Below are 22,873 nucleotides of genomic sequence, written 5' to 3' on the forward strand. Positions count from 1 at the left end.
GCTCACTCCCGATAGGATACGCTTTTGATGACGTACTCTCCTTCCTTCACAGCGCGAATTTCCGAACCAATTTGAACATACACAAAGCCGTTTGTGTGAACGTTGCTCTCATCAGCTCCTATATGGTCTTTCGGAACTTTTAAAAGCAGCAGACCTTCTTCGCCATTCACTTCAACAAAGATAACGGCTGTTAACTGGCCTGTTTTTGCTTTTCGGGAACCGCTATCTTTATTTTTTTCTGAATTATCGTTTTGTGGGTTTACATTCTTCAGCGTATTTAGATACCCAACAATATCCTGATATTCTTCAACGCTAAGGGAATCCTTTTCAGCTAATACGACCTCAGCCCAATCTTTAATCTGTTTTTTACCAAAGTCGATCGCTTCATCTTCTGTAGCCCAAAGAACAGAATCTTTAAAGTCAACTTCTGCATTAATACCGTGTTCGAATACTGTTTCAAGTGCGGCAAGGAATCCATTATCCGCAGTTTTAATTAATATATTGACGCGTCCCGTCTGGAAAAGGTAGTCAACAAATGGTATTGCTACCACTGAATCATCCACTTCCGACTGCGATAATATAGTATTAGCGCTTGGCTCAGTTTTGGATTTCGGTTCTGTATCGTGCCCGGCAGTCTCCTGCTGAGTACCTGTTTCTGTTTCCTTTATCTTCCCTGTTTTCTTCGCCTTACGAATCGTTGCTCTGTCCAAATCAGGCAGTTCAATGAGGCTTTTAAATAACTCAGGTTTATCTTTCTGAATTTCGGCAAGGGTAGCTAAAGCTTCAATATCGTCGATGTTTCCTGACTGATATACCTCACTCATTTCCGGCGTCATATCACGTAATTTGAGAAGCCGAGATACATACGATGCACCACCTTTGAACCCCAGACGTTTAGCGATTTCGGCTTGCGTTACTGGTTTACCACTTTGTTTGGCTTTATCCAGGTAATTGCCGATAAAGTTGGCGCGATCAAGTAATGTCATGTTGTCGCGTTTGATGTTATTCATGGCGCGATCAAAATAGTTTTCCAGCTCATCTTTATTGTTCAGGCTATTATCGACAATAGCTTTGAGCTTAAATGCAGGGTTATCTTTCTCTGCTATTAATCCCGCACGCAGACGTGTTGCACCGTGTTGGACACGATACTTGCCTTCTTTATTCGCAGGATAAAGTTGAATTGGTTCTTTCTGCCCAATTTCTGGGTCAAGAAAATCAGCCACATAAGATTCAATCAGGTTTTCATCGAAATCAGTACGTGGGTTGTCTTCTTCAAAGCAATCTGAAGGTTTTACCAGAATAATGGTTCCTGAGACATTATCCTTACGTGCAGAAGCTGCCTGTGAAAGTTTGCTAAGGCCCCCGGCCAGTTTGTTAGTCATTGGAGTTTTCATTTTTTCACCGCCAGTTCTAAAATTGTTTTGATTGCAGATCTCATTTCTTTTGCAGCCAGTCTTGCGTTCCCATTATTGATTTTCCATATTGGAACCAAGTTATCTGTCGCAAATTTTATTGGAGTTCTGACATTCACCTCATTAGTCAGCAAGATTTCGTTCGTTCTCAATTCAGACAGCAATGCCTTTTCACCATCACTTCGTGAATTATATTTATTAGGGACAACAATAAATGCTGGGACTTTATAAGGGCTATCTGTTTCCCCATCAGTTAACGTTTCCACTAATTGTTCTATTACTGAAATGGCAGTTACCAGCCCGTGAATAGAGACGTTGCTTAACTCGGTAATCATTGCCGCAGTATCAGCACAAAGGAAAGCCGCCTGCTGCAAGTTCCCTTTGCCTGGTGGCGTATCAATGATTATCAGATCAAACTGTTCGCGCAGAGACTCAAGATGAGAATGAGGATAAAGCACTATTCCTGATTCAAAAGGTGTCGAGTTAACTTCATCCAAACGGCTATCGCGCGGCAGGAACCAGCACCCCGGAAGCAGCTCAAGCTCCATGATTGGCTTCGTGATCCCTTCATCTGTGAACATATCACAAGAAAACGCATAGTCTGGCAATTCAGGATGCGTAGAGCCGGTAACTGTAAGGGTAAGATGCTCATCCATATCGATGAGTAAGGGTTTCAGCCCTGCTTCTACCGCAGCAGCTGCAATGTGGAATGCCCAGGTACTTTTACCGACACCACCTTTGCCATTACCTGTGCAAAGTACAGGACATAATGACTTAATGGCCTTAATTACTGCCTGAGAAAGGAGTGTTTTCTTTAAATTGGAAGGTTTCTTTGTCATCTGACAAATCTCCGGTTATGGATTTTCTATCCCAAATCACTAACTTCATGACTCTATTAACATAACAGTTAAGCGTTACTGACTCAATGCTCCTGCGTGGTTTGCGCATGCGCAAATCAGTTTTGGTTTAAGTCGCGCCTCAACTTGATACAATATTATATCAATGCAGTGTAACAGTAAAGCGTTACTTTGCATTATTGACGATAATTTTCTTCTTCTTTGCCTGCAAATTTGCGCATGCGCAAATGGAGTTTTGACAGAACATTCTGGCGCTTTTATATGGATTTTTATGATACAAACACCTATCATGTAACACATAAACGTTACAGGAGATTAAAGTGACTACACTATATGTTCGCAAGCAAGGTAAACCTAAAGGCTCAAAGCCCCCTGCCACGACAGCGTCTCGTGTGAAAAAATATCGCCAGAATCTCAGAGATACCGGTGGATGTACAGTCACCGTAAATCTAGATTCAAAGGAGATCGAACAAATTGAAATTTATAGAAAAACCTCATTGTTACCCTCTTCAGTAAGCCGCAGTGAGGTTATTAAAAGTATGGCGTGTATTCTGGGCGGCGGAGTCTACTTTATACGTGGCCATGAGATTAGAGCTTCGGTAAACATTACAGAGATCCCAGAGTACCCTGCGTGGATGAAAAATTACCTTATGATTCCCTAAGAGCATTTGTAGAGCATACCTGAATGTACTGACCAGGCTTTCCCCCACTCCTGGTCTTTAAAAACTGGTTGCATCGTGCTTTGTGTATCTGCCATAAACTTAAGTACAATTGCGTTTATGGATCATACATAAGGATGTTTTGATGGATATCGCACTTTTTCCTGGTCAGAACAGGCGACAGTGGGCTGACACGATGATAAATCTCGAAGCTCGTAAGCTTGTTAATACCGCAAACACCGTTGCGGCCATGCATATCAGTGACTCACTGACGCGCCTGAAGTTTGTTGATGAGATCAGACAAGTCATCATGCAGCAATTTGAAGCCGCCAGACGCGCCACCTCTGATGAGGACTGTATTGCCTGCCTGAAGAAATTGAGATTAGAAAACAGCTCCTTGCTCGAACAGTCACGCATGCTCAAAACCGGCTACGCCAGGATTTATGCTGAAGTTCGATATGTCACTGACCAGAATAAAATCGTTGGTTATTTCATCTCAGGTATCAAAGTCGTCCTTGCTGGCGTTCAGGCCGTTTTTGGTGGCGTAATGATCGCCTCCATGACCCCTGTAGGTATGCTTGCAGGAGCTGTTCTCGTCGGTGACGCTCTAAACACGGTTTCCAGGGAGGCGGCCCGGCAATTACTGAATGAACCTGCATCGCAAGGAATACTCGCTGATGGAGCGATGTCAATTGCGGAGTTCATGGGATTTAGTCGCGATGTTGGTCTTGGCGTATTCAACGCCACTACTCTAGCGGCAAGTGTCTATAGTGTCTTCGGGTTAACAGGCAAAGCTGAGGCCTGGCGGTTATTCCGTTATCTTCCGGGCGACTATTACCGTAAAGTACAAACGATGTCTCCAGGCAAGCTAAGCATGAAAGTTTTAGGATGGGGAGTCAGTGCAAAGGTTGTACTGGAGCTGCTCACCCACGACGATCAAAATCGTTAACGTGCGTTCTCAATAGTTTCCAGGATTTATAACCAACTTTAACAGGCATCACCAGAAGAAACACAATCAGCAGGAAAGCTACGGCTATTGCGCAGGAGATTGCCTGTGACGGGCTGCCAAAAATAACGCTCAGTATGGTTATAACGGCCATGCCTATGCAAACCCAAATGAACATCCTGAAATAGCCGGAAAGATCAAACAGAACCCTGTCCAGTGAATCACCGGTTTCAAGGTGACGTTTAATTCTCGCGACTTCCTTTTTCGTAAAGCCTGACGCGTGTAGATCATGTTCTTCCACTGGCATCCTCCTTCCTTCTGTTTAACCTGTGGACACAGGATACACTATTTTGCACATGATGGATGGGTGCGCGGTTTTATGCGCGTAAGCGCATGTAAGTCGGCAGCACAGAGTTTCAATTGACCCGAAACCCTAATCCGACGAAGCCCGGCGAAGCCGGTTCGTGATTGATAGGTAGCACCAATCCCATCCCCCCGCCCTGTTAAGCCATAACCCACTTAATGAACGCACTATCATTCATAGCCCCCACGGTGGTGCGCAGTTAGCGCCGAGCGCTTGCGCGAGGGTACGCCGGACCTTCAGGTCCGGGGCGTGGTACTGCGAGTGCGAAGCCGGAGGCGAGCTACGGGGGCGTTTCCACTGGCCCTGCTGAGCCTGAATACTTGCATGGCCGCAAACTCAAGTTTGCCTGGCGTTTACGCCAGGTGCTACTTCTTAATTTTTCAATGTATGGGCGCTGGTATCGAGGGAGTGGTTTTATGCCCTGAGCGTAGCGAGGGGAGGTACATTCGGCATTCCGAAGGATGCCAATGTAATCCCTTTTTTAAAAGGGCTTGTTTTGTTCAGAAACTACGTTCGAAATTAGCAGTATAGTTCGAAGTTAACTGTACATAACTCACTCGATGACTCTATGGTGAGGCACTGGAGGGAGGTTTAAGCAAAAAACGGGGCGGAACGAACGAAAAACATGGAGAGCTACAGCTTAAAAATCGAACAAACTTGTCAATCAGAGAAGCAGAGATACCGCCAGAGGCGGTTTTTAGCGTTTCAAATTATTGCGCATAAAGTCCTACTCAACTCCAGCCCTTGCCAGTAAGAGCCGGTAGAACTGTTCTTCATCGATGTGTCGTAATGTAGGCTGTTCTTTAGAAAGCTCGGCTTCCAGCCGGGTCGTAATGATCGGCATCGAGCGGCCACTATTCAGGTATTGAAGCCATTTAGCTTTAGCGGCTGCATGCAACTTGACGGGTTGCTTGGCATCAATTGCCTCCTGCAAGCTGGAGACGGCCTTCTCTTTCTCTTTGATTAACTCCGGGCTGGTGATCTGCCATTTAATCCGCTTCAGAAGTTTTTTGAGTGAATGGCGCTTTTCAATACTCAGGTCAAGGCGCTCCAGGCGAAGCAGGTGACGTTCATTACGCTGTTTTAATGTCTCACTCAGACCATTTTTACGCGTCCAGGCCTGAAAACGAGTAAGCATTTTCTTCAGGTGTTCAAGCGTAATGCCTTTGCTTGTGAAAAAATCTACAGTTAAAAAGATACGTAGTGCCTTGTACTGCCTGCTATCTTTGTCGAACTCTCTGACAACAATTGCATGGCCCATTTCTTCCGTAACGCGTAAAGCGTGATACGCAACATCACAGGCAGTTCTGCCGTTCTCATATCGATGCAACACGCCCATCTGACGTGCAATTTCTTCAAACGGCACGCAGATCTCGAAAGGATATTCACTGCTGGGGTTGTAATCACAGTTGGCCGCCAGAGAAAAATGGAGGGCCGTAAGCGCTTCCCTGCTCTCAGATCTCACACCCAAGCGACGTGGCTTAGGTTTAAAGTTGGGATCAAATTGACGAGAGAACGGTGTATAGCCCTTTTGTCTGAGGGCAATAAGTGCCGGATTGCGGTTCCAATCATGGTTGCAGATGCATGCGAAAAGCTGCGCACCAATACCTTTTGGCTGCTTTTTGATTTCGAAAGTTGGAGTGTATCTGCGATGAATTTTAGATAGCCCCTTTCGTAACGTGTTGAATTCCCCACGCCTGGAAGGTCTATACCGGATCGCCTCTGGTATCAACTCATGATACAAGTTTGTATCAGGTTGATTTTCATTAACTTTCATTCAAACTGCCCACAATCCACTTGTGAATTGAAAGCAGCGCCAGGGCTTTATTTTAGCCAATAGTTTGCTATACTAACCATGAAGCCATTGAGTAGTCTCGTCGCCAAACTAGCTACTTTTATGGTGTTGAGTGGTTCATATAGCGGTTGGTGTCTGGCACTGCCGCCTTCTTTAAAGCCCCGGTTATCGCAAGATGCCGGGGTTTTTACTATACTGTTTTTGTCACCTTAACTTCATCTTTCAGCAAATTGTCGTAACCCGGAAAACGAGCATCAAGAAAACGGATCACTGAACCTTTAGTGCTGAAGTCTCGTACTTTGCGCTTTTCTTTTTGGGTATGCGTAGTGACCAGCTGCGCAGTGTCACCGCAGCGCGTCATAAAATGCAGATGGTAGGGACGCGTAGAACCGTTGTCGAATGCGATCTGAATGCCGGAAAGAAAGTTCTCTTTCGCCAGCTTCACTGCCGTATCCAGTTTCCAGTTATACATAGAGCCTCCTCTTACACTTTTACAACTCTTTTCAGCATACTATATTAACTACTAATAGGGTAGCAGCTGGATTAAAAAATGGTAAGATTTGGATCTAAATCCGGGGGTTGAAGATCATGAGCGGTAAACGAGAAGGTGTAAAAGGCTACAAGCAAATCCATCTGAAAAAGTTCAGCAAGACGATTTCGCACAACCTGCGCTTGCTTGCGCTCTCTCGCGACCTGCCTCAGTACGAGCTGCATGACAAGATCATCACTGACTTCATTGAAGACGCCGAAATGATCCAGCGGCCACCGGTGATAGATCAAAGTGGCGAAAACGTAAGCAGCGCGGATACACAGGAACTTACCGCAGCATTATCAGCCAGACTCGTTATTCAACAACCGCCGTTGGTTGATCAGTGTGGCTATAACGTTTTCATTGGACCGGAAGCTCAGGAACGTGCCGCAGCTCTGTCGGCAAAACTCAAGATACCTGAATCTGAAATTTTTTACTCAGCTTTATTCGCGTTTGCCGACCGGTATAAGTTGAGTCAGCCACTTGATAAGGTCGGTTAGAATCAGGCTTGTCCTATTGCAGTAATTGTACTGACATTCTACAAGTCACCACAACAACTATAAATGGGTTAGAAACATGTCGCATCCTAATGGCTGGATTTATAAACGCTTCAAAATTGAAGATGATCTCATGCAGACGATTGACAATCTGGCTGATACACGTGGGGAACAGAAAGCGGATATTATCGCTGAAACAGTTGAGTGGCTGGTTAAAAACCGTACCGAAGGGACTGTTTCTCCAAGGTATTTTTCCAGCCCTGATAATGCCACCTACAAGGGTGTATGGCTGAAGCCGGATACAATACGCACTATCAAAATGCTCTCCAGTGCGGATAATCAAAACCCAAACAGGGTCATCTATACAGCGATTTGTCGTTTCATCGATAAAGACAAAAGTTAAGTCCTGCACCTCCCCTTACCCTTAAGTTACCGCAAACCGGCGTCATGCCAGGAAATTCTTTCCTGGCATGGTGTCGGTTGGACAAGCCGAAGGCGCGTCAGTCTCAGCTTCAAATACAATAAGACATACAGTTTGTATCCTTGTCCACTACTTTGATTTGCAAATCCTGACTTAATCAAACCTCGTTCACGACTCCTAATAATTAATTTAAGCCACTGATACATAAGCAAGTATTTCATCAAGCGAATCAATTTTTTTATGATATTAATTTTTATCATGCAATGTGTTGATTGATTCCAGATAACGTTTATAATCGCCGTATGATACAAATTCATATCACGGCACGGATAACAGGCGATGAAACTTAATCGAATTACAGCGTCACTGATCACCGTGATGACCTCGCATATGCTGGCACAGCCAGCATTTGCTGATCGGATTATTCAGCGACCTTCTGGCGCTTTTTACATCGTCAGCGATCAGGAGGCCTCACAAGTATTTGACCGTAACAACTTCGGCTTTTTTGCTTTGCCACCTTCCGTCAATTACCCAACCTATAAAAGCTCAGGTAAGGGAGCCTCAAAAAAACGAGCAACGAGAACCAAGTCTGTTAAACCGGCTGTGCAATGCCCTCCGGTTAAATGTCCAGTTGTGCCAGTTAAACCTGTCACGACAGTTGAATCCGCAGAATCAATCTTCCTACGTCTGGAGAATAAGAAATAATGAATTTTAAAAAAGCTGTAGTTGCCATCGCGATCGTGCTGGGTATGACCTCTCAAATTGCGCATGCGCAAAACGCTACCGATAAACCGGTTGCTGATTCTTCCAGCATGAAAGCTGCACAAGACCAGCTGGCCGCTTCCTTTAACGGCATGAGTATTACAGGTTTTGGCGAGTCACCTGTTAAGGGTATTTATGAAGTCAAAACCGGCAGCAATATTCTTTATTTCCATCCTGGTGAAGATGGCAAGAAAGGCGTTTTAATTTTCGGGGAAATGTATGATTCATCCGGTGTGAATCTGACCGAACAAAGTAAAATGAATGGCCTGACCGATACTCTGAAAGGCCTGCCTCTTGACTCAGCAATTACGATTGGCCCGAAAGATGCGCCTGTATATTACGAGTTCACTGACCCTGACTGCCCGTATTGCCATGCTTATGACGAGTGGATCAAAACCTACTCAAAAGATCACCCCGTTCAACGTAAGTTGATTTTCATGGTAAACCCAGGTCATCCCCTGGCGCGCGCCAAAATTGAGCACGTAATTTGTTCCGACGATAAAGATGCGGCAGTTCGATACGTTTATTCATCCGAACTGCCGCACAACCCTGACGGTGCAGATGCCATGCAAATGGCTAAGCAAAAAGCTCTGAAAACTTGTAAGGAGGCAGATGCAGTAATAGAGCAACACGCAAAAATACTTCAGGCAGTAGGTGTTAATGGAACACCATCGTTCCTGTTTAATGTCGATACCAAACCTAATTTGATTGTCGGTTTTAACCAGCAAAAAATTGCTGCGGCTATTACCGAACTCGAAAAGCCAGCCGTAACAAAGCTGGAAAAACCTTCCGCTAAACCTGCTAAATAACCGGAGTTTACCTATGCAAACTATTTGCAAAAACAACTTTTCCGCTCTTTCTATTAATATCAATAAATCGCCATCATTCGTAGACTCTCATATGCAGAAACTGCGTAAGGCAATGGAGTCACGCCAGGCGAAATTAATCACAGCCTTCTTTATGGCGCTGGCGTTACTTGCCGTTAGCCAGGGGGTGTTTGCATTTACAACTCCTTCCACCGGTTCATTTGGTTATAACGTTTATGACATCGCAATTAACAAAATTGCGAGCGGCCCTATCGGGTTCGTGGGTGGTGCATGGCTGATTGCAATGGGTTCCACAAAAATGAATGAGGGATGGACCCGCGCCTTGCCATTCATCCTGGCTGGTTCCTGCCTGATCAAACTCGATGAGATCACCCAGTCTCTCGGTGCGACAATTTTCTAAAGGAAATTAACGATGGATTACGGATTTAGAGAAGGCCGATTTTTCCGCTACCCCCATCAACCTATTCAGATATTTTGGTTTGATAGGGATGAATGGATGATCCTCATTGCTTGTTATCTCGCAAGTATGCAGTTGGGTGGTTTTACCTGGGCGGTTCTATTCCCCGTATCCATCGTTATTATCAAAATTAAGCGTACTAAAGGCCGGGGGTTCTTCCGTCATACACTCTATAAACTCGGTTTAGTCGAAATATATGGCTACCCAAATTCATCGGCGAAGAAGCTGGAGGAATAAAAGATGTTCAAAAAGCCGAATAAACTCCCGGCAAAAAAGGTTGTCACTGAGGCACTAAATGACCAACAAAAACAAAAGTCGGAAACGAAATTCTTTCGCGCTGCGCTTATCGCAGCAGTCGTTTTAAACGGTTTAACTTATCAGAAGGTAGATAAGTTAGAAAAAAATCAGACTACGATCATTGTACCTTACGGCGCGAAGTCCAGTGACCTGTTAATTACAGGGGAAAGCGCATCTGCCGAGTATATGCGGATGTTGTTGCGACTTGTCATCGCTGATTACGGTTCTATATCGAAAGCCACAATTGACAGTAAATTCTCTTCCTTGCTTGGCCTGGTATATCCAGACCGCAATGAGGCTGTACGCGTGAAACTTAATGAACGCTCAAAGTATTTTAAGCAGTTTAATACGGTTTCTCAGCTCATGGAATTGCTGCCTGAACAGGCAATCACCATTACAGAGAATCCAGAGGATATTAAATACACCACAGCCGCGAAGAAAAAGTATCGTATTCAGTTTAGTGTTGAAACGCGGAAAATTATTGGCGAGGAAGCAAAACCAGCAGAAACCCAAAAAATGTATATTGACTACACGGTTTCAGAAGGTCGTTTCTGGATTCTTGACATTCAAGGTTAAAATATGAAAAAAGCATTATTAGTTTTTCTGACAGTAATGTCAGCACAGACCATTGCTGCCGATAAGAAAACATTCCCTCAAAATACTCAGCGTGTTTTACCTGAAGTCTCTACCCAGGTTGTTCTGTCAAACCGCGACGTTAACCGGCTGGTCTGTGAATCTGGCGAGGCAACTAAGCCTGTATACAGTAAAGAAAAGCCTGTTGAAGTCGGTGTTGGTTCTGACCGTCGTTCATTCTGGGTAAAGTTTAAGTATTTAGCACAAGACGGTGTAAATCACTATTACTCTGAGCCGACAGAACTCTACTTAACGTGCGGTACTTCTACCTTTGAATTAATCGCACTGCCTAAGTATGAAAATCCTCATAAGGTTTTACTTGGTTCAGATACGAAAGATCGTATTAAAGATAATCAGGCCTTATTTGGGTCATTGCCGCTGGAAGAAGCTGCAATTGCGCTAACAACCAAAATAATTTCAGATGGTTCTGGCGGTAAAGGATTACCTGAAAGTTTTGAAGTTGTTCCAGATCGCGGAAGCTGGATGCAGAATATATATGACAGTCGTGGCCGTCATATACCAATTGAAATTCGCAAAGAGCGGGATGTTCTTGTCGATGGCACAGGTTTACGCGGTTCGCAGTATACCATTCGCGCATTAAACAACGTCACTTTGACTGAAACAATGTTCCTTAATTCAAACTTTGGAACAAATATTTTTGCCATTACTGCTGAAAGTCTTTCCCTCAGCAGAGGCCAGCTTTCATCACTTGTCATCGTTCACAGGGAGACAATGTAATGGTTGATAATAAATTCCCGCTTATCGAAAAAGCGCGAGCCTGGTTCCATCGCCAGCCTTCTGCTCAGCAGAAGAATATTAAAAAGTACGGCACTATTGGTACTTTCGTTATCATTGCCCTGGGTATTTATTACCTGACGGGTCAGGATAAAAAGAAACCCGTCGAACCTCCTAAACAGACTGATGTTGCTGAGGCTAAAACCAGCTCTTACGTCCAGGACGATATTGTTTCCACTCTCGGTGGTCAGATCAAAGATCTCAAATCAGGCATTGATAATCAGGTTAAAGACGCAGTGGCTGATGCTATGGCAAAAGGCCAGTTTAGTCTCACCCCTCCTCCTGCTGCTGTTGATACAAACACTCCAGCGGGAAGTTCGCAAACTGCTCAGAGCGAAAATGCTCAATCACCGGCTTCCGGTAATGCAGCCGACGGTACTGGCATGCTGAGCTATCCCACACCTCCTGCTTACACTGATCCATCCTCTCAGGGGGGTAAACAGGATTCAGGAAATGGAGAGGAACCTTCTGTTGTATGGGTCGGCGGTATATCTGACGGTAACGGCGATATTGGTATGGCAGCTCCCCAGGAGGATAACTCCGCAAAAAAGAACGAGATCCAGTTGCCGGTTGGATTTATGAAAGCAAAGCTCCTGGTTGGCGTTAACGCCCTTACAGGTCAGTATGGCTCTGATAATCCCCAGACAGTGATGTTCAGGGTTCAGGCTCCGGCACAGTTACCTAACTTCATCAAAATGAACCTGCGCGGGTGCTTCGTGATAGCCAATGCCTCCGGCAATCTCAGCGCTGAACGCATCATTGTGCTTCCTGTTTCTATGCACTGTATGACAATGGATGGCGGTTACATCGTTGAAGGTGATGTTACCGGATTTGTTTCTGATCGTGACGGTAAACGTGATATGTCAGCGCGAGTGGTATCCCGTGCCGGTCGTCTGATGGCCGCGACTGTTTTTGCTAAATCCATTGAGGGCTTTGCGAACGTTATTGGCAATCAAAGCATTCAGCAGAACGTTTCCCCTCTGGGTAGCATCAATACCATCAAGCCAGACGAAGCCTCTAAAAATGCAGCTGCGACCGGCGTGGCCGGAGGTTTTACTGAGGTATCAAAATACCTGTTAAACCTCGTTCAGCAAACCTCTCCAGCTCTTGAAACCGGCCCTGGTAAAGACGTGACTCTCTTTGTTCAGAAAACCGCGACACTCGAAATCAAACAAGTAAGGATCAAATAATGAAACTCGCCAAAATCTCTCTGTTGCTGTTGGGTTCCTCGATTCTTTCAGGCTGCTCTCTTCTGCCTTACCACAGTGATTTCGCATGTAAGCTCGAAGATGGTTACGGTAAGTGCATTTCGTCAGACGATGCTTATATTGAGGCAACAACCGGCGTGGATATGGGGCATGCAATTACCGAAGATGGCGTTGCTGATGACCCAAAGGGATCTGCCGCTAAAACAGCGGCCACGAATCAGGCTGCGGCAACAAAAGCAGATCCGTCATACCAGCAATATCGTGACCGTGTTTACAAACAAATGGCTCAGCTGGTTGAAGCCCCGCAGACACCGGTTGTTCGTCAGCCTACAGTGGTTCGAACGCTCATCCTTTCCTACTCACCAGGTCTGGATGACCAGACAGCCTACATGCCGCGTTACGTCTTCACCATGCTGAATGGACCGAAATTCGTCCTGACTGACTACAAGCTTTCTACAGATGATTCAGCGCCATCATTCCTGATGGGGGGGAAAGGCTAAATGCTTAACACTCTGAAAACGGTTGCTGAGCGCCACCTGTTCCTGCGCAATGAAGTCACTAAATCCGATATTCTGAATATGGCAGTTCGCGATCAGCCTAGCGAATATTTACCTTATCTCGCATTCAAGAAACGCCTGCCAGGAGAGGATGTTGATACAAACGCCTTCATAAATTTTGACAATACGCTTGGCTGGATTTGGGAACTCAAACCACTGGCATTTATGGGAAATGACAAGCTCGATAAGCTGCATGGTATCGTGCGCTCCCAATTCCCGAAAGGAACTGTATGCCAGTGGATTTTATATCCCGACCATAATCTGAACAGTCATATTGAAGAATACTGCAATATACGCGATAAGAGCGATCCCGTTACAGCTATGAACATGGCACAGATGGAAAAATTTCTGCGTGAAGGTGCTGACGGGGTCGCTAAATTGTTCAACATCCCGCTACGTAACTTCCGTCTGTTCTTCACCATCAAGCACGAGCAGCGCATCTCTGAAGAACTTCTTGTAGCAATCCATGAATCTTTCGGCATTGCGGGGATGGAACCCCGCCGCTGGGAGGCCTCTGATCTGATTAAATGGGCCGGTGAATTCTTTAGTGGTGAGCCTAATAACGGATTGTATGACCCGGAACGGCAGCTGCGTAAACAGATGAACGCAACAAACATCGACCTTAGCGATCCTGGCTCTTTAATTTATGCCGGACACCGCTACGGTGTATGTCTATATCCCAATGTTGTCCCACAGGGCAAAAATAACCCACTCAATACGAATGAACTGTTTGGCGGTTACATGGGTGTTGAGGACGACATGCGACAAATCAAGTCGCCTTTCCTTTATACCCTGACAATCGTTTACGACGACCTGCGCAAAAACATAACCGATAAGGCAACACAAACGATGTTCCAGCGCGTTGGTGCTGGCTTGGCGCATTCGTTACGCCAACGAATGGAGGAATATCACATCATGCAAAGCATGATGGCCAAAGACAGCAAATTCCATTACATGATCCCGCAGCTCTGGGTGTTTGGTAAAACGGAAAAGGAAGCTTTTGAGGCCGCTGCGCAGGCTAAGAACTTATGGGAGGGCTTTGACTTCCAGATGATGTACGAGCAGTCGATTAAGAACGTCATGTTCTATACAGCCCTGCCCTTCGGCTTTTATAACATCGAAAGCAATATCGATAATATAGACCGTCATTTTTATCTCGATAATGAAAATATCGCACGCTTCCTACCGGTTCAGACAGATTTTCGTGGCGGTGGCCGTCCGGTGCAATCCCTCATTGGCCGCAAGGGTCAGCTAATCTCACTCGACATGTATGATAAGCGAGCGAACGCTCACAACTTCGTTGTGATCGCAGAAACGGGCGGGGGTAAATCGTTCTTCCTGAACAGCATGATCGATGATTACGCCAGTATTGGTGCCAAAACGCGAATCATGGATTTGGGTAAAAGCTATGAAAAACTGACACGCATACGCAAAGGTCGCTACATAGATTTCAACCTCGAAAATCCCATATGCATCAACCCCCTCGATTTTGTAGCCAATGATGATGAAGACCTGGCCCAGAATATTTCAGCGGCACAGATAGTCTTTAGTTCTGCCGCATACGCGTTCACCGGCCAATATGTGAATGAACTGGAAGCCAACCTGATAGATCAGGCCTGTCGCCACGCTTACAGTTCAGGTGATGGTATCAGGGGAACGGATGCCGTCACTGATTTTCTGACATCCGGCAAATTTCTGGAGTCGGAATACAGCGATAAGCACAAAAAAAGTATTGAAGAGATTCAAGGTGTCGCATTCCAGCTCGCCTATCTACTGAAAGCTTTTAAATCTGATCGCGCCTTTGGCAAGTTCTTCTGCGGTCCAACGACCTTCAACATCAAAGATGATGATTTCGTCTGTACTGACCTGGAGAAGCTGCGCTCTGTTAAGCAGCTATTCTTCCCAATGGTCATGAACCTCATGAACGCGATTACGATGGATTTGTACCTCTCCGACCGCTCGCGTCCGAGCATTATCCTGGTCGAGGAAGTCGCCTCGATGTTGCAGAAAACCGGCATGGTTTCGATGGACGGTCTGACCCAGATGATAAACGAAGGCTATCGTCGCGCTCGTAAATACCGCGGCGCGATGGGGATCGTCCTTCAGTCACCGCTGGATTATGAAGTGCTTCCAGGTCTAGGCCCGGTTGTTAAGGCAAACGCCCAATGGCGTTACTACCTGGAATCGCGCATGTACGACGAAGCGGTTAAGAAAGGCCTTCTTCCTAACATCACGGAAGGCTTCCCGCTTAAGCTATTGAGCAGTGTTCGTAATGCCCGACCACGATACGGTGAAGTCTTTATCGACTGTCCGTTGGGTATGGGAGTGGCTCGTCTTTGTGTGGATCAGTGGCGTTATTGGGTTAACACGTCAGACGGTGCAGATGTTGCTGCATTCGATCGGCTTATGGCTGAGGGCAAGGAACCTGTTGATGCTCTTAAAATACTCTCCGGGGTGAACCCGGATGTACTGAGGGCCGGTCGATGAAGAATGTGAATATCCTGGCTTTGGGAGCATTTATGCTCCCTGTTTCATTTGCGCATGCGCAAATTCAGGCCACCCCGGACACAGCCAAAATTACTGCAAGTAAGGATATCGCAGGTTCTATTTCATCAACGGTAAAAGGGAAAACCAGTAACGCCTCCCGTTTAAATGAATCGCAGATCCGTCCGGTATCCGGTGAAAACAATATGCGAACCTATGACGGCCAAACCGCATTTAACGGCAAAGCCGTTTGTAAAGGCTCATCTGAGTTCATGCGCATGCTTGTTCAGCCCACAACGAACGGTAATTTAAAACTGCTGAATATCATGCAGGATACCGATATGAACGGCTCCCTGGACATCACAACGTCACCAGGTTGGGATATTTCAGTAGTTTGCAGTAACGGCTTTCAGACGTGTTCCGATGCGAATAATGCTGCTACCTGCACTTCTTGGGCCTGGGTTGCAGATCCCAAGAGCTACCAACTAGGCCGTAAAAATGTCGCTATGACGGAACTGGGTGGTTGTTACTGCATAAATAACAGCTGTGGCAGCAATCTCGCCTGGAATAATCTGGGCCAAATTCTTAACGATCTGGGTGGCGGCGCATCACAGGCACTTTCGCGGGCAAACCCCTGGTTCACACTGAGTCAGATTAAGGTTGACGGCGTATCGGCATCTTTCGTTGGCGGTGACACAGCTTCATGTTCGATTGGTGATTCAGAAGGTTTCTTTGGTACTGCTGATGGTAAAAAAATCCTTAATTACAAGGATAATTATAACGCCATGAAGACGGATGCCAACAGTCAGAAGACCACCAGTGATGCCTACCGCATGATCACTGAAGGCAGCCTGAACCCAAACGAAACGTCTGATGTGTACTCATGCGATATCACTCGCAACGTGAATCTGGATGAACCTAAGCTGAATGAAATTATCGCCTTTGATGGAGGGCAAGGTTCCGTTCAGCAATGTGGCACTGACTGCCTGCAACTGGTTTTAGGTCGTCTGGGTGATAACTACTGGAGCGGTACGTGTAAATACTTTGAAGTTGATTCTAACTTTTTCATCAAAGACCACACCCGTATAGCCAGCGCTACGCTCATTAACGCCGTTTTTGATGACTGGATGCAACTGTGGGCCGGAGATAAAGTCGTCTGGTCAGGACCGTATGGCAACTGGAACGATGCAGGCCCGGTGCCTGGCGCATGCGAACTGAGCAAGTCATGGAACCAATCTCCGAATACGGACTTTAAAAAGTACCTTGATAAAAATGGCCCGGTCAAATTCAAAATCCGCGTCGAAGTCTCTGGTGAAGGCGAAGGATATGCTCTGGTACGGCTGAAGGCTGACCTCTCCTGTCGTGAAGGTGATGAGTATGTCTCAAACACCTGTACTGCTTATGAACAGGACCAAAACTGTCAGCTTGTCGATGAAACTGTGGACGGAGTGAAAACTTTCACTGGTAGCATCAACACCGGCCTTATCCCTCTTCCCCAAACCCAGGTTCTTCAGGGCAGCTTCTGCTCTGTCGCTGTGAAACGTGATTGGTTTAAAAAGAAACGGCAATACCGATGCAACCGCAAGACAGACTTCAATTTCGACAAAATAATTGAGCGTAAGGCCTACATCGATAAAACCGTCACGCCCGGCGACTATAAAGACAAAATGTTCAATAACGGCAAGGTAACTTACGGTGCAGGTGAATTATTCTGGCCTGACATGCCGAAAGTGGGTGATTGTATAAATATGTGCAAAACCCGTAAGCCGAAACAAACTCCAGACATGGCTGTTTCCGGGCAGGTTGATAAAAATAATAAAGCGAGCGTGATCAAATATGACAATTTCTATTATGAGTGTGATGCAACGAACAAATGCCCTGCTGAACCTGGCGAGGAAGTTATTAAAGCTTGCCAGTGTCTTAATGAGTTCGCAGAAGCTTCAGCGATCATGCAGGTTATTCGCCAGGCTGGTCAGGACATGATCTGTAGTTCCGGCAATCCCAAGAAGCCAGATGGTTCAAGCAAATAAGGATAAATATTGGAAATGCTGAGGAAGTTCATTAGTTCCATTCTAATCCTGTGCCAGCTCGTTATGTTGATTGGTATTTTGCCAGCAAAAGCGGCAAATCCTATTGCAACAAATTTCGTATGCGGTCAGGATTTAAATAATAATGGTTATCTGGGCGACGAAGGCGAATATCAGGCCTGTCAAACTGCCACGATAAATCATTCTACGGCGGCGAATTCGTATTGCCTGCCGGGATACACAATGCAGGCAAACGGGGCTTGCATGAAATACGAATATGCCCCTCTGGGTAGCCAGTGTCCCAATGGCTACTTCATCCAGAATGGCCGCTGCGTGCAAGAAAGTCTGTTACAGGCCCAGGGCTACTGCCCAAGTGGCTATGTAATGGTAGGTAATGGCTGTCAGTCCTATACCTACACTGCCCCGACGCAAACCTGTCCCGCAGGCTCTTTCATTCAGAATGGCCGTTGTATCACTCAGCAGCAGATTCAGCCCACAGTTAGTTGTCCTAATGTTGGTGGTAAACAATGGGCCTATGACGGGGCCGGGAAATGTGTGATGCCTAGCGCAATCATGCAGGTTCCGGGCGGAGGCCGTTGCACTAATGTCCCTGCCGGTTATCAATTGGCAGAATGCCGGATCACCATGCAGGGTCCGGCCCAATTCTGGACAACTGTTGTATACGCGCAATACCTCTGCTCTGCCGGTTCTATGGTTAACGGCTCATGTGTCGTTAACGCAGATGCCGGGGCTGTGCAGCTGACCTGTCCATCCGGGACTGTGCTCGAAGGTGGTCAGTGCAAACACACCTCAACCACAAACCTGAATTATCTGTGCAGCACGGGTACGCTGGTCAATGGCAACCAGTGTAAAGTCGTGTCCGATGCCGGACCTGTGCAGGCCGTTTGTCAGTCAGGTTACGTTATACAAAATGGTCAGTGTGTAAAATCCACGTCATCATCCACGCAGTATTCCTGCTCACAGGGAACGCTCAGTGGCACAAACTGTGTCTGGAACACGTCGGAGAACTACTGCCCAATCGGTGTAAATCAGTCCTGCCTGAATAATAACGGCGGAGCGTCATGCTCTCCCAATAAATGCATTGATGTCAGCGTTAACAAGCCGGTGGATGAAGGTAACATAGACGGTTCAATGCTGGTCAATGACGGTAAGAAGTCTGACGATGGCGTATGTATGGATCAGCTGTTTATCTTCAGTGGCCGTGCGCAGGATTGCAAGCTCGCTGGGGTAGATACGGCCTTTAAGAACTGCTGCAAAAGCGAAGGGAAGGTATTCACCGACTCCGTAGGAGCATTGGGTAATATCTCCACGGCGGCCAGTACCATATCCAAAGTGTACGGCGCTGCGCAGGAGGCTTATACCTACTATACCGTCGCGATGCAGGCGACCGGTGATGCAGCTGTCGCATCGTCTATGGCAGCCCAGGGCTTTGGTGATGCCATGCTGGTTGCCTTTGACCCGACAAGTCTGGCGATCTCCGTTGCCATTTACTTCGCTATGCAATACCTCATGAAAGCCTGCGATCAGACGTCGATGGAAACCGCTATGCAGGCCGGTTCCGGTTACTGTCATGAAGTCGGGACATACTGCAAAAAGAAAATCCCTCTGCTGGGCTGTGTCCAGAAGGCAACCTCATACTGCTGTTTTAACTCCAAGCTGGCGAGAATTATTCATGAACAGGGCAGACCGCAGCTGAAGAACTTCAGTGGTTGGGGCGATTCGGGTTCACCGCAGTGCAGGGGATTCACTCCAGACGAGTTTGCCGCCATCAACTTTGCGGAGATTGACCTCAGCGAATATGTTGAAGATATGGTGAAAAAAGCAACCGATGAAATCCAGAAGGATGTTAATCAAATCACCCAGGATTTCTACGAAAAAACAAATTAATAATTAATCAACGCTCTCACGGATGAGAGCAATAAAAACAATCTATTCAACATGATATGAGAACTCACAAAATCAATTTAAACTAATTAAAAAATCAGCATGCCATCTAATTGATTATAGTTTATGATACAAATACGTATCATGAACGAAGATCCATTATGCAAAAAATAATGACGCTGCTGATTAGTGCCACTCTGTCCTTTGCCGCCAGTGCTGCCACTGTCGGCAATACTATAGGCCAGATCTATGACATTGCCGAACCCGATGCTCTCAGTGAAATTGAGAGTCGCGTCCGTAGTGTTGACTGGTCAAAGGAAATGAATAAAAACCGCGAATCGTGGCATGCATTTCGCGGCGTTCCTTTGCCTGTTGCCAAAGAAACACGAACCCGCACCTACGTTCCCTTTTATACCTCGCTCATCGATGTTCCCGATAAAGAGGGCCGTATCCTGTATCCGAAAGGGTATACGTTTAATCCATTACAGCATGTTCATCTGCCCCAGCGCATTGTGGTGATATCCCCAGGCCAGGAGGAATGGCTGAAATCGCACGTCCAGGATACCGACATGGTGCTGTATACCCACGGCGATGTCATAACCAAAGGCGAGTCGCTGGGTCGCCCGGCATTTATACTTGATCCCACGCTGCAACAGCGCCTTGATGTGAAAGTCACTCCCAGTATTGTTCAGCAGGAAGGCGCACACCTGGTAATCAACGAATTTGCCTGGAATCCCGAAAAGAAAACATCCACAGCGCTTCTGAAATTGATGTCGGATGACATGCTCAGTGCTACTTCCGATGTACTCAGCACAGCCTTCAACGCATTAATTCCCGCAGCTCGCGCGGAATGCAAAACTTCCTTCCTGAACCCGGTGACGGATATCGGCTGGTCCTGTATTTTTCCGATGCGTATAGCCGGTGTGCAAATCGTAGGCGGCGAAGAAAATGCCAGCCACAGCGACAGTCCTGTTTGTGTCTGCAAAGGGGGCGCAGTACCAACTATCGGCCTGAAAACCTCGTTTTGGGAGCCGAAACGTATCATTGATACAGTTTCTGATCCCTACTGCATGATGCCTCTCGGTACGACACTGACTACGCCAAAGCCAGGTACTCTGGCCGGGGGGCTGAACGAAAACAGCACCTCTAAAAGAGCATTCCAGCAAGCCCATTATTATATCTTCCCGGCGTGGAAGATTCTCAACATGTTCTACGACATTCCCTGCCTCGATGATGAAGGGTATGACGTGGCGATGATGACTGAGATCCTTCCTCAGTGGAACAATGACATTTTAAGTCTGATCATTAACCCGGAAGCCCTTCTTTTTGCCAATCCTATTTCCACGATCACCTGTTCCGCAGACGCAGCTGCGGCTTCGTTTGGGATGCCGCTTAATGCCCTTTTCTGGTGTATGGGTTCATGGGGAAATGCCTACCCACTCTCAGGCTCCATTACCTCCACAGACTACGTAGAGGCCAACGCCGGTATTGCAGCCCGAACCATTTATATGATGGGTCGCCTCGGCCTGCTCTGGAATACATCAGACGATGGATGCTACCGGGAACTGGCCCCTATCTGGCGCAAAGATCGCTTCAAATTGCAGATGATGCGCCCTGCTCGCAGTACAACATGCCTCCCTATTGGCCGTGAGGGCTTGCTCTGGACCGGCGGGAAACATGATCCACGAAAAGACAACTTCATGTGGATGATGTTCGAGAAAAAAGACTGCTGCGTCCGTTATTCGGGTTCAGTTATGTAAGCGCATTTGCGCATGCACAAATTTAAGGAAAACAAATGCGAAGCCTAATTCTGAACAAAAACATTTCCGTATCAGCAATCTTCTTTTTTTTACTGTGTTTTAAAGGGGGAGATATGGCTGCGTGGGTAACAGATAAGACAAACCTGATTACCTGGCTGGAAGCAAATAAGCTGAACAATACCTTCAGCGGGGCGGATTTTTCAGTGCTTCCAGCCATAGCGGTCATCGCCGGTATGTATGCGGTTAGTCACCTGATCATATTTGTCACTGAAATAGCATTTGCAACATATGCTGCATTTTCTTCAGTGCCTGAAACGACCGAACTGGTCGTGAGCAAAAATCCCCAAACCGCAGCTCAGGCACCAGAACATAAAGAACAGGATGCCTCACCTGCACAGTCCGAACGCCATGATAACCCGGAGAAACACTGATGAAGAACAGCACCATTTTTCTCCTGGCCTCCCTTGCAACGTTCGGTGTCTGTGCAACCGGTAGTGAACCCCTGTCAGTAAAAATATCACCAGAAATGATGGCCGCAGCCCGGAATGCGAATGCACAGGCTGTGCAGACACTCAATGATGATGAACAGGGAGTGGCGCGTCAGTTTGCGTCGTCAATTGCCGAATTTTCAAAGAGTGATGCCTTCAAGAAAAAGCAGGAGGCGGTGAAGTCGCAGGTTTTTGCCTCTGCTGGTATGCAGGATGATGAGAAGAAAGAAGACGGGCCAAAACTCGCCGGTAATCAGCTCGTCATGTTTGTTTCCAGCAGTATGCCGCTTGTCACTCTGCGTAAATATGCACACGACCTCTCCAAAGTAGGAGGAGTGATGGTCATGCGAGGTACAGTAGGCGGGATCAGTAAAATGGTCGATACCATTACGCTGACCCGTAATGTACTTAACGCAGATCCCTCCTGCGAAGGGGCAAAATGCAAGATGTGGGGTACGGAAATGCTCATCGACCCCATGCTGTTCCGCATTTACGGCATCAATAAAGTACCAGCTCTTATCTACCAGCCTGACATGCAGATTCAGAGTTACTGCGATGGCCTGGAAAAGGTCAATAAGGCATCAGCTGTCGTGTATGGTGATGCGTCCGTTCGCGCACTGCTGGAGCGAATGAACATGATTTCGCCGGATGAAAAGGTTAAGCGCCTGATCACAACACTGGAGAAAGCATGATGATTCTGAAGCGTCTGGCAACGCGCATTCAGCTATCCGATGAATCGCGCGCATATCTCAACACCACCACCATAGCCCTCTCCCTGGTGCTCGCATACAGTCTGTTTACCCATATTCTGATCCCGGCCACGCACAGCGTATTTCCGGTCGTGCTTTTTCGTACCGGTCATGAGGCCACAGAGCAGGACCAGTATGTGCGCTTCTATCTGAAAGACCGTTATTTGCCCCGTGGCGAAGCGAACCTGGTGAAGCGTTTGGGCTGTATCGCCGGTCAGTACCTTCAGCGCGAAGGCAACCAGTTTTACTGTGACGGTGTAGAAATTGCGCGAGCGATGGCCCATGACCACAAAGGGAATGCCCTTCCGGTATTCAACTTCACCGGCATTATCCCCGAAGGAAAAGCCTTTGCCGTGGGGGACACCATTAACAGCTATGACAGCCGCTATTGGGGTTTTATTGATATCGCGACGACAGAAAAACTCATTCCCGTTTTTTAAGTCA

General features: G+C 46.7%; 24 protein-coding genes. 19 read left to right on the forward strand and 5 right to left on the reverse strand.

The features are described from left to right. Positions 1-2: 2 nt before the first annotated feature. Together ECL_RS27125 and ECL_RS27130 are read right to left on the reverse strand one after the other, a co-directional pair. A complete protein-coding gene (locus ECL_RS27125; RefSeq protein ID WP_054442349.1) occupies positions 3-1,382 on the reverse strand; it encodes a ParB/RepB/Spo0J family partition protein in 1,380 nt (459 codons plus the stop codon). An 8-nt stretch (positions 1,383-1,390) separates the two neighbouring features. Continuing rightward, complete coding sequence (locus tag ECL_RS27130) at positions 1,391-2,251, reverse strand: ParA family protein (RefSeq protein ID WP_013087318.1); 861 nt, start codon at positions 2,249-2,251, stop codon at positions 1,391-1,393. Between the two features lie 338 nt (positions 2,252-2,589). Here ECL_RS27130 and ECL_RS27135 point away from each other — a divergent pair, with 338 nt between their 5' ends. Together ECL_RS27135 and ECL_RS27140 are read left to right on the forward strand one after the other, a co-directional pair. Beyond that, on the forward strand, positions 2,590-2,931 hold the full coding sequence (locus tag ECL_RS27135; RefSeq protein WP_013087320.1) for a hypothetical protein: 342 nt from the start codon (positions 2,590-2,592) through the stop codon (positions 2,929-2,931). Between the two features lie 142 nt (positions 2,932-3,073). Further along, entirely contained in the window at positions 3,074-3,877 is an 804-nt protein-coding gene (locus ECL_RS27140) for a DUF4225 domain-containing protein (protein ID WP_013087321.1), read from the forward strand. Here the strand turns inward: ECL_RS27140 and ECL_RS27145 are convergent. From ECL_RS27145 to ECL_RS27155, 3 genes are all read right to left on the reverse strand, one after another. After that, positions 3,852-4,181 carry a hypothetical protein gene (locus ECL_RS27145; RefSeq protein WP_044160339.1) on the reverse strand — a complete coding sequence of 110 codons (330 nt, stop codon included), beginning with the start codon at positions 4,179-4,181 and terminating at the stop codon, positions 3,852-3,854. The two genes, ECL_RS27140 and ECL_RS27145, sit on opposite strands and share 26 nt — an antisense overlap. Positions 4,182-4,965: 784 nt before the next feature. Then, positions 4,966-6,015 (reverse strand): hypothetical protein, encoded by a 1,050-nt coding sequence (locus ECL_RS27150; RefSeq protein WP_044160336.1) that lies wholly within the window; start codon positions 6,013-6,015, stop codon positions 4,966-4,968. Between the two features lie 208 nt (positions 6,016-6,223). Continuing rightward, complete coding sequence (locus ECL_RS27155; protein WP_013087326.1) at positions 6,224-6,505, reverse strand: hypothetical protein; 282 nt, start codon at positions 6,503-6,505, stop codon at positions 6,224-6,226. Positions 6,506-6,621: 116 nt separating this feature from the next. Between ECL_RS27155 and ECL_RS27160 the strand changes: the two genes are divergently transcribed. The 17 genes from ECL_RS27160 to ECL_RS27240 all read left to right on the forward strand — a co-directional run bounded on the left by ECL_RS27160 (position 6,622) and on the right by ECL_RS27240 (position 22,869). Beyond that, positions 6,622-7,062 (forward strand): hypothetical protein, encoded by a 441-nt coding sequence (locus ECL_RS27160; RefSeq protein ID WP_013087327.1) that lies wholly within the window; start codon positions 6,622-6,624, stop codon positions 7,060-7,062. A gap of 76 nt (positions 7,063-7,138) precedes the next feature. After that, positions 7,139-7,462, forward strand: coding sequence for a hypothetical protein (locus tag ECL_RS27165; RefSeq protein WP_013087328.1), 324 nt, complete (start codon positions 7,139-7,141; stop codon positions 7,460-7,462). 357 nt (positions 7,463-7,819) lie between these two features. Then, positions 7,820-8,185 (forward strand): hypothetical protein, encoded by a 366-nt coding sequence (locus ECL_RS27170; protein WP_013087330.1) that lies wholly within the window; start codon positions 7,820-7,822, stop codon positions 8,183-8,185. Beyond that, positions 8,185-9,051: a DsbC family protein gene (locus ECL_RS27175; protein WP_013087331.1), complete on the forward strand. Its 867-nt coding sequence runs from the start codon at positions 8,185-8,187 to the stop codon at positions 9,049-9,051. The genes ECL_RS27170 and ECL_RS27175 overlap by 1 nt, the downstream gene beginning before the upstream one ends. Positions 9,052-9,064: 13 nt before the next feature. Next, positions 9,065-9,469, forward strand: coding sequence for a conjugative transfer protein TraE (locus ECL_RS27180; protein ID WP_013087332.1), 405 nt, complete (start codon positions 9,065-9,067; stop codon positions 9,467-9,469). Positions 9,470-9,481: 12 nt separating this feature from the next. Next, entirely contained in the window at positions 9,482-9,763 is a 282-nt protein-coding gene (locus tag ECL_RS27185) for a type IV conjugative transfer system protein TraL (RefSeq protein ID WP_013087333.1), read from the forward strand. A 3-nt stretch (positions 9,764-9,766) separates the two neighbouring features. Then, a complete protein-coding gene (locus ECL_RS27190) occupies positions 9,767-10,399 on the forward strand; it encodes a TraE/TraK family type IV conjugative transfer system protein (protein WP_013087334.1) in 633 nt (210 codons plus the stop codon). 3 nt (positions 10,400-10,402) lie between these two features. Then, positions 10,403-11,194: a TraK domain-containing protein gene (locus ECL_RS27195; protein WP_013087335.1), complete on the forward strand. Its 792-nt coding sequence runs from the start codon at positions 10,403-10,405 to the stop codon at positions 11,192-11,194. After that, positions 11,194-12,441: a TraB/VirB10 family protein gene (locus ECL_RS27200; RefSeq protein WP_013087336.1), complete on the forward strand. Its 1,248-nt coding sequence runs from the start codon at positions 11,194-11,196 to the stop codon at positions 12,439-12,441. Before ECL_RS27195 ends, ECL_RS27200 begins: the two co-directional genes overlap by 1 nt. Beyond that, positions 12,441-12,959: a TraV family lipoprotein gene (locus ECL_RS27205; protein WP_013087337.1), complete on the forward strand. Its 519-nt coding sequence runs from the start codon at positions 12,441-12,443 to the stop codon at positions 12,957-12,959. The genes ECL_RS27200 and ECL_RS27205 overlap by 1 nt, the downstream gene beginning before the upstream one ends. Then, entirely contained in the window at positions 12,960-15,503 is a 2,544-nt protein-coding gene (locus ECL_RS27210; protein WP_013087338.1) for a TraC family protein, read from the forward strand. It abuts the gene before it with no gap. After that, complete coding sequence (locus tag ECL_RS27215) at positions 15,500-17,530, forward strand: conjugal transfer protein TraN (RefSeq protein ID WP_013087339.1); 2,031 nt, start codon at positions 15,500-15,502, stop codon at positions 17,528-17,530. Before ECL_RS27210 ends, ECL_RS27215 begins: the two co-directional genes overlap by 4 nt. A gap of 261 nt (positions 17,531-17,791) precedes the next feature. After that, positions 17,792-19,435 (forward strand): conjugal transfer protein TraN, encoded by a 1,644-nt coding sequence (traN, locus tag ECL_RS27220; RefSeq protein WP_237707078.1) that lies wholly within the window; start codon positions 17,792-17,794, stop codon positions 19,433-19,435. Between the two features lie 158 nt (positions 19,436-19,593). Next, positions 19,594-21,192 carry a TraU family protein gene (locus ECL_RS27225; protein WP_013087341.1) on the forward strand — a complete coding sequence of 533 codons (1,599 nt, stop codon included), beginning with the start codon at positions 19,594-19,596 and terminating at the stop codon, positions 21,190-21,192. A gap of 35 nt (positions 21,193-21,227) precedes the next feature. Continuing rightward, a complete protein-coding gene (locus tag ECL_RS27230; protein WP_013087342.1) occupies positions 21,228-21,623 on the forward strand; it encodes a hypothetical protein in 396 nt (131 codons plus the stop codon). Further along, the gene (locus tag ECL_RS27235) at positions 21,623-22,372 is read left to right on the forward strand and encodes a type-F conjugative transfer system pilin assembly protein TrbC (RefSeq protein WP_013087343.1); all 750 of its coding nucleotides are present in this window, start codon (positions 21,623-21,625) and stop codon (positions 22,370-22,372) included. The genes ECL_RS27230 and ECL_RS27235 overlap by 1 nt, the downstream gene beginning before the upstream one ends. Beyond that, entirely contained in the window at positions 22,369-22,869 is a 501-nt protein-coding gene (locus tag ECL_RS27240; RefSeq protein ID WP_013087344.1) for a S26 family signal peptidase, read from the forward strand. The genes ECL_RS27235 and ECL_RS27240 overlap by 4 nt, the downstream gene beginning before the upstream one ends. Positions 22,870-22,873 lie beyond the last annotated feature (4 nt).

Origin of the sequence: Enterobacter cloacae subsp. cloacae ATCC 13047, from assembly GCF_000025565.1 — a bacterium.
GTDB classification, from domain to species: Bacteria; Pseudomonadota; Gammaproteobacteria; order Enterobacterales; family Enterobacteriaceae; genus Enterobacter; species Enterobacter cloacae.

Bases quoted from the DNA above. Each gene is read 5' to 3' on its own strand.
- ECL_RS27125 (WP_054442349.1), bottom strand. From the start codon at position 1,382: ATGACTAACAAACTGGCCGGGGGCCTTAGCAAACTTTCACAGGCAGCT.
- ECL_RS27130 (WP_013087318.1), bottom strand. From the start codon at position 2,251: ATGACAAAGAAACCTTCCAATTTAAAGAAAACACTCCTTTCTCAGGCA.
- ECL_RS27140 (WP_013087321.1), top strand. From the start codon at position 3,074: ATGGATATCGCACTTTTTCCTGGTCAGAACAGGCGACAGTGGGCTGAC.
- ECL_RS27145 (WP_044160339.1), bottom strand. From the start codon at position 4,181: ATGCCAGTGGAAGAACATGATCTACACGCGTCAGGCTTTACGAAAAAG.
- ECL_RS27150 (WP_044160336.1), bottom strand. From the start codon at position 6,015: ATGAAAGTTAATGAAAATCAACCTGATACAAACTTGTATCATGAGTTG.
- ECL_RS27155 (WP_013087326.1), bottom strand. From the start codon at position 6,505: ATGTATAACTGGAAACTGGATACGGCAGTGAAGCTGGCGAAAGAGAAC.
- ECL_RS27160 (WP_013087327.1), top strand. From the start codon at position 6,622: ATGAGCGGTAAACGAGAAGGTGTAAAAGGCTACAAGCAAATCCATCTG.
- ECL_RS27165 (WP_013087328.1), top strand. From the start codon at position 7,139: ATGTCGCATCCTAATGGCTGGATTTATAAACGCTTCAAAATTGAAGAT.
- ECL_RS27170 (WP_013087330.1), top strand. From the start codon at position 7,820: ATGAAACTTAATCGAATTACAGCGTCACTGATCACCGTGATGACCTCG.
- ECL_RS27175 (WP_013087331.1), top strand. From the start codon at position 8,185: ATGAATTTTAAAAAAGCTGTAGTTGCCATCGCGATCGTGCTGGGTATG.
- ECL_RS27180 (WP_013087332.1), top strand. From the start codon at position 9,065: ATGCAAACTATTTGCAAAAACAACTTTTCCGCTCTTTCTATTAATATC.
- ECL_RS27185 (WP_013087333.1), top strand. From the start codon at position 9,482: ATGGATTACGGATTTAGAGAAGGCCGATTTTTCCGCTACCCCCATCAA.
- ECL_RS27190 (WP_013087334.1), top strand. From the start codon at position 9,767: ATGTTCAAAAAGCCGAATAAACTCCCGGCAAAAAAGGTTGTCACTGAG.
- ECL_RS27195 (WP_013087335.1), top strand. From the start codon at position 10,403: ATGAAAAAAGCATTATTAGTTTTTCTGACAGTAATGTCAGCACAGACC.
- ECL_RS27200 (WP_013087336.1), top strand. From the start codon at position 11,194: ATGGTTGATAATAAATTCCCGCTTATCGAAAAAGCGCGAGCCTGGTTC.
- ECL_RS27205 (WP_013087337.1), top strand. From the start codon at position 12,441: ATGAAACTCGCCAAAATCTCTCTGTTGCTGTTGGGTTCCTCGATTCTT.
- ECL_RS27210 (WP_013087338.1), top strand. From the start codon at position 12,960: ATGCTTAACACTCTGAAAACGGTTGCTGAGCGCCACCTGTTCCTGCGC.
- ECL_RS27215 (WP_013087339.1), top strand. From the start codon at position 15,500: ATGAAGAATGTGAATATCCTGGCTTTGGGAGCATTTATGCTCCCTGTT.
- traN (WP_237707078.1), top strand. From the start codon at position 17,792: ATGAAATACGAATATGCCCCTCTGGGTAGCCAGTGTCCCAATGGCTAC.
- ECL_RS27225 (WP_013087341.1), top strand. From the start codon at position 19,594: ATGCAAAAAATAATGACGCTGCTGATTAGTGCCACTCTGTCCTTTGCC.
- ECL_RS27230 (WP_013087342.1), top strand. From the start codon at position 21,228: ATGCGAAGCCTAATTCTGAACAAAAACATTTCCGTATCAGCAATCTTC.
- ECL_RS27235 (WP_013087343.1), top strand. From the start codon at position 21,623: ATGAAGAACAGCACCATTTTTCTCCTGGCCTCCCTTGCAACGTTCGGT.
- ECL_RS27240 (WP_013087344.1), top strand. From the start codon at position 22,369: ATGATGATTCTGAAGCGTCTGGCAACGCGCATTCAGCTATCCGATGAA.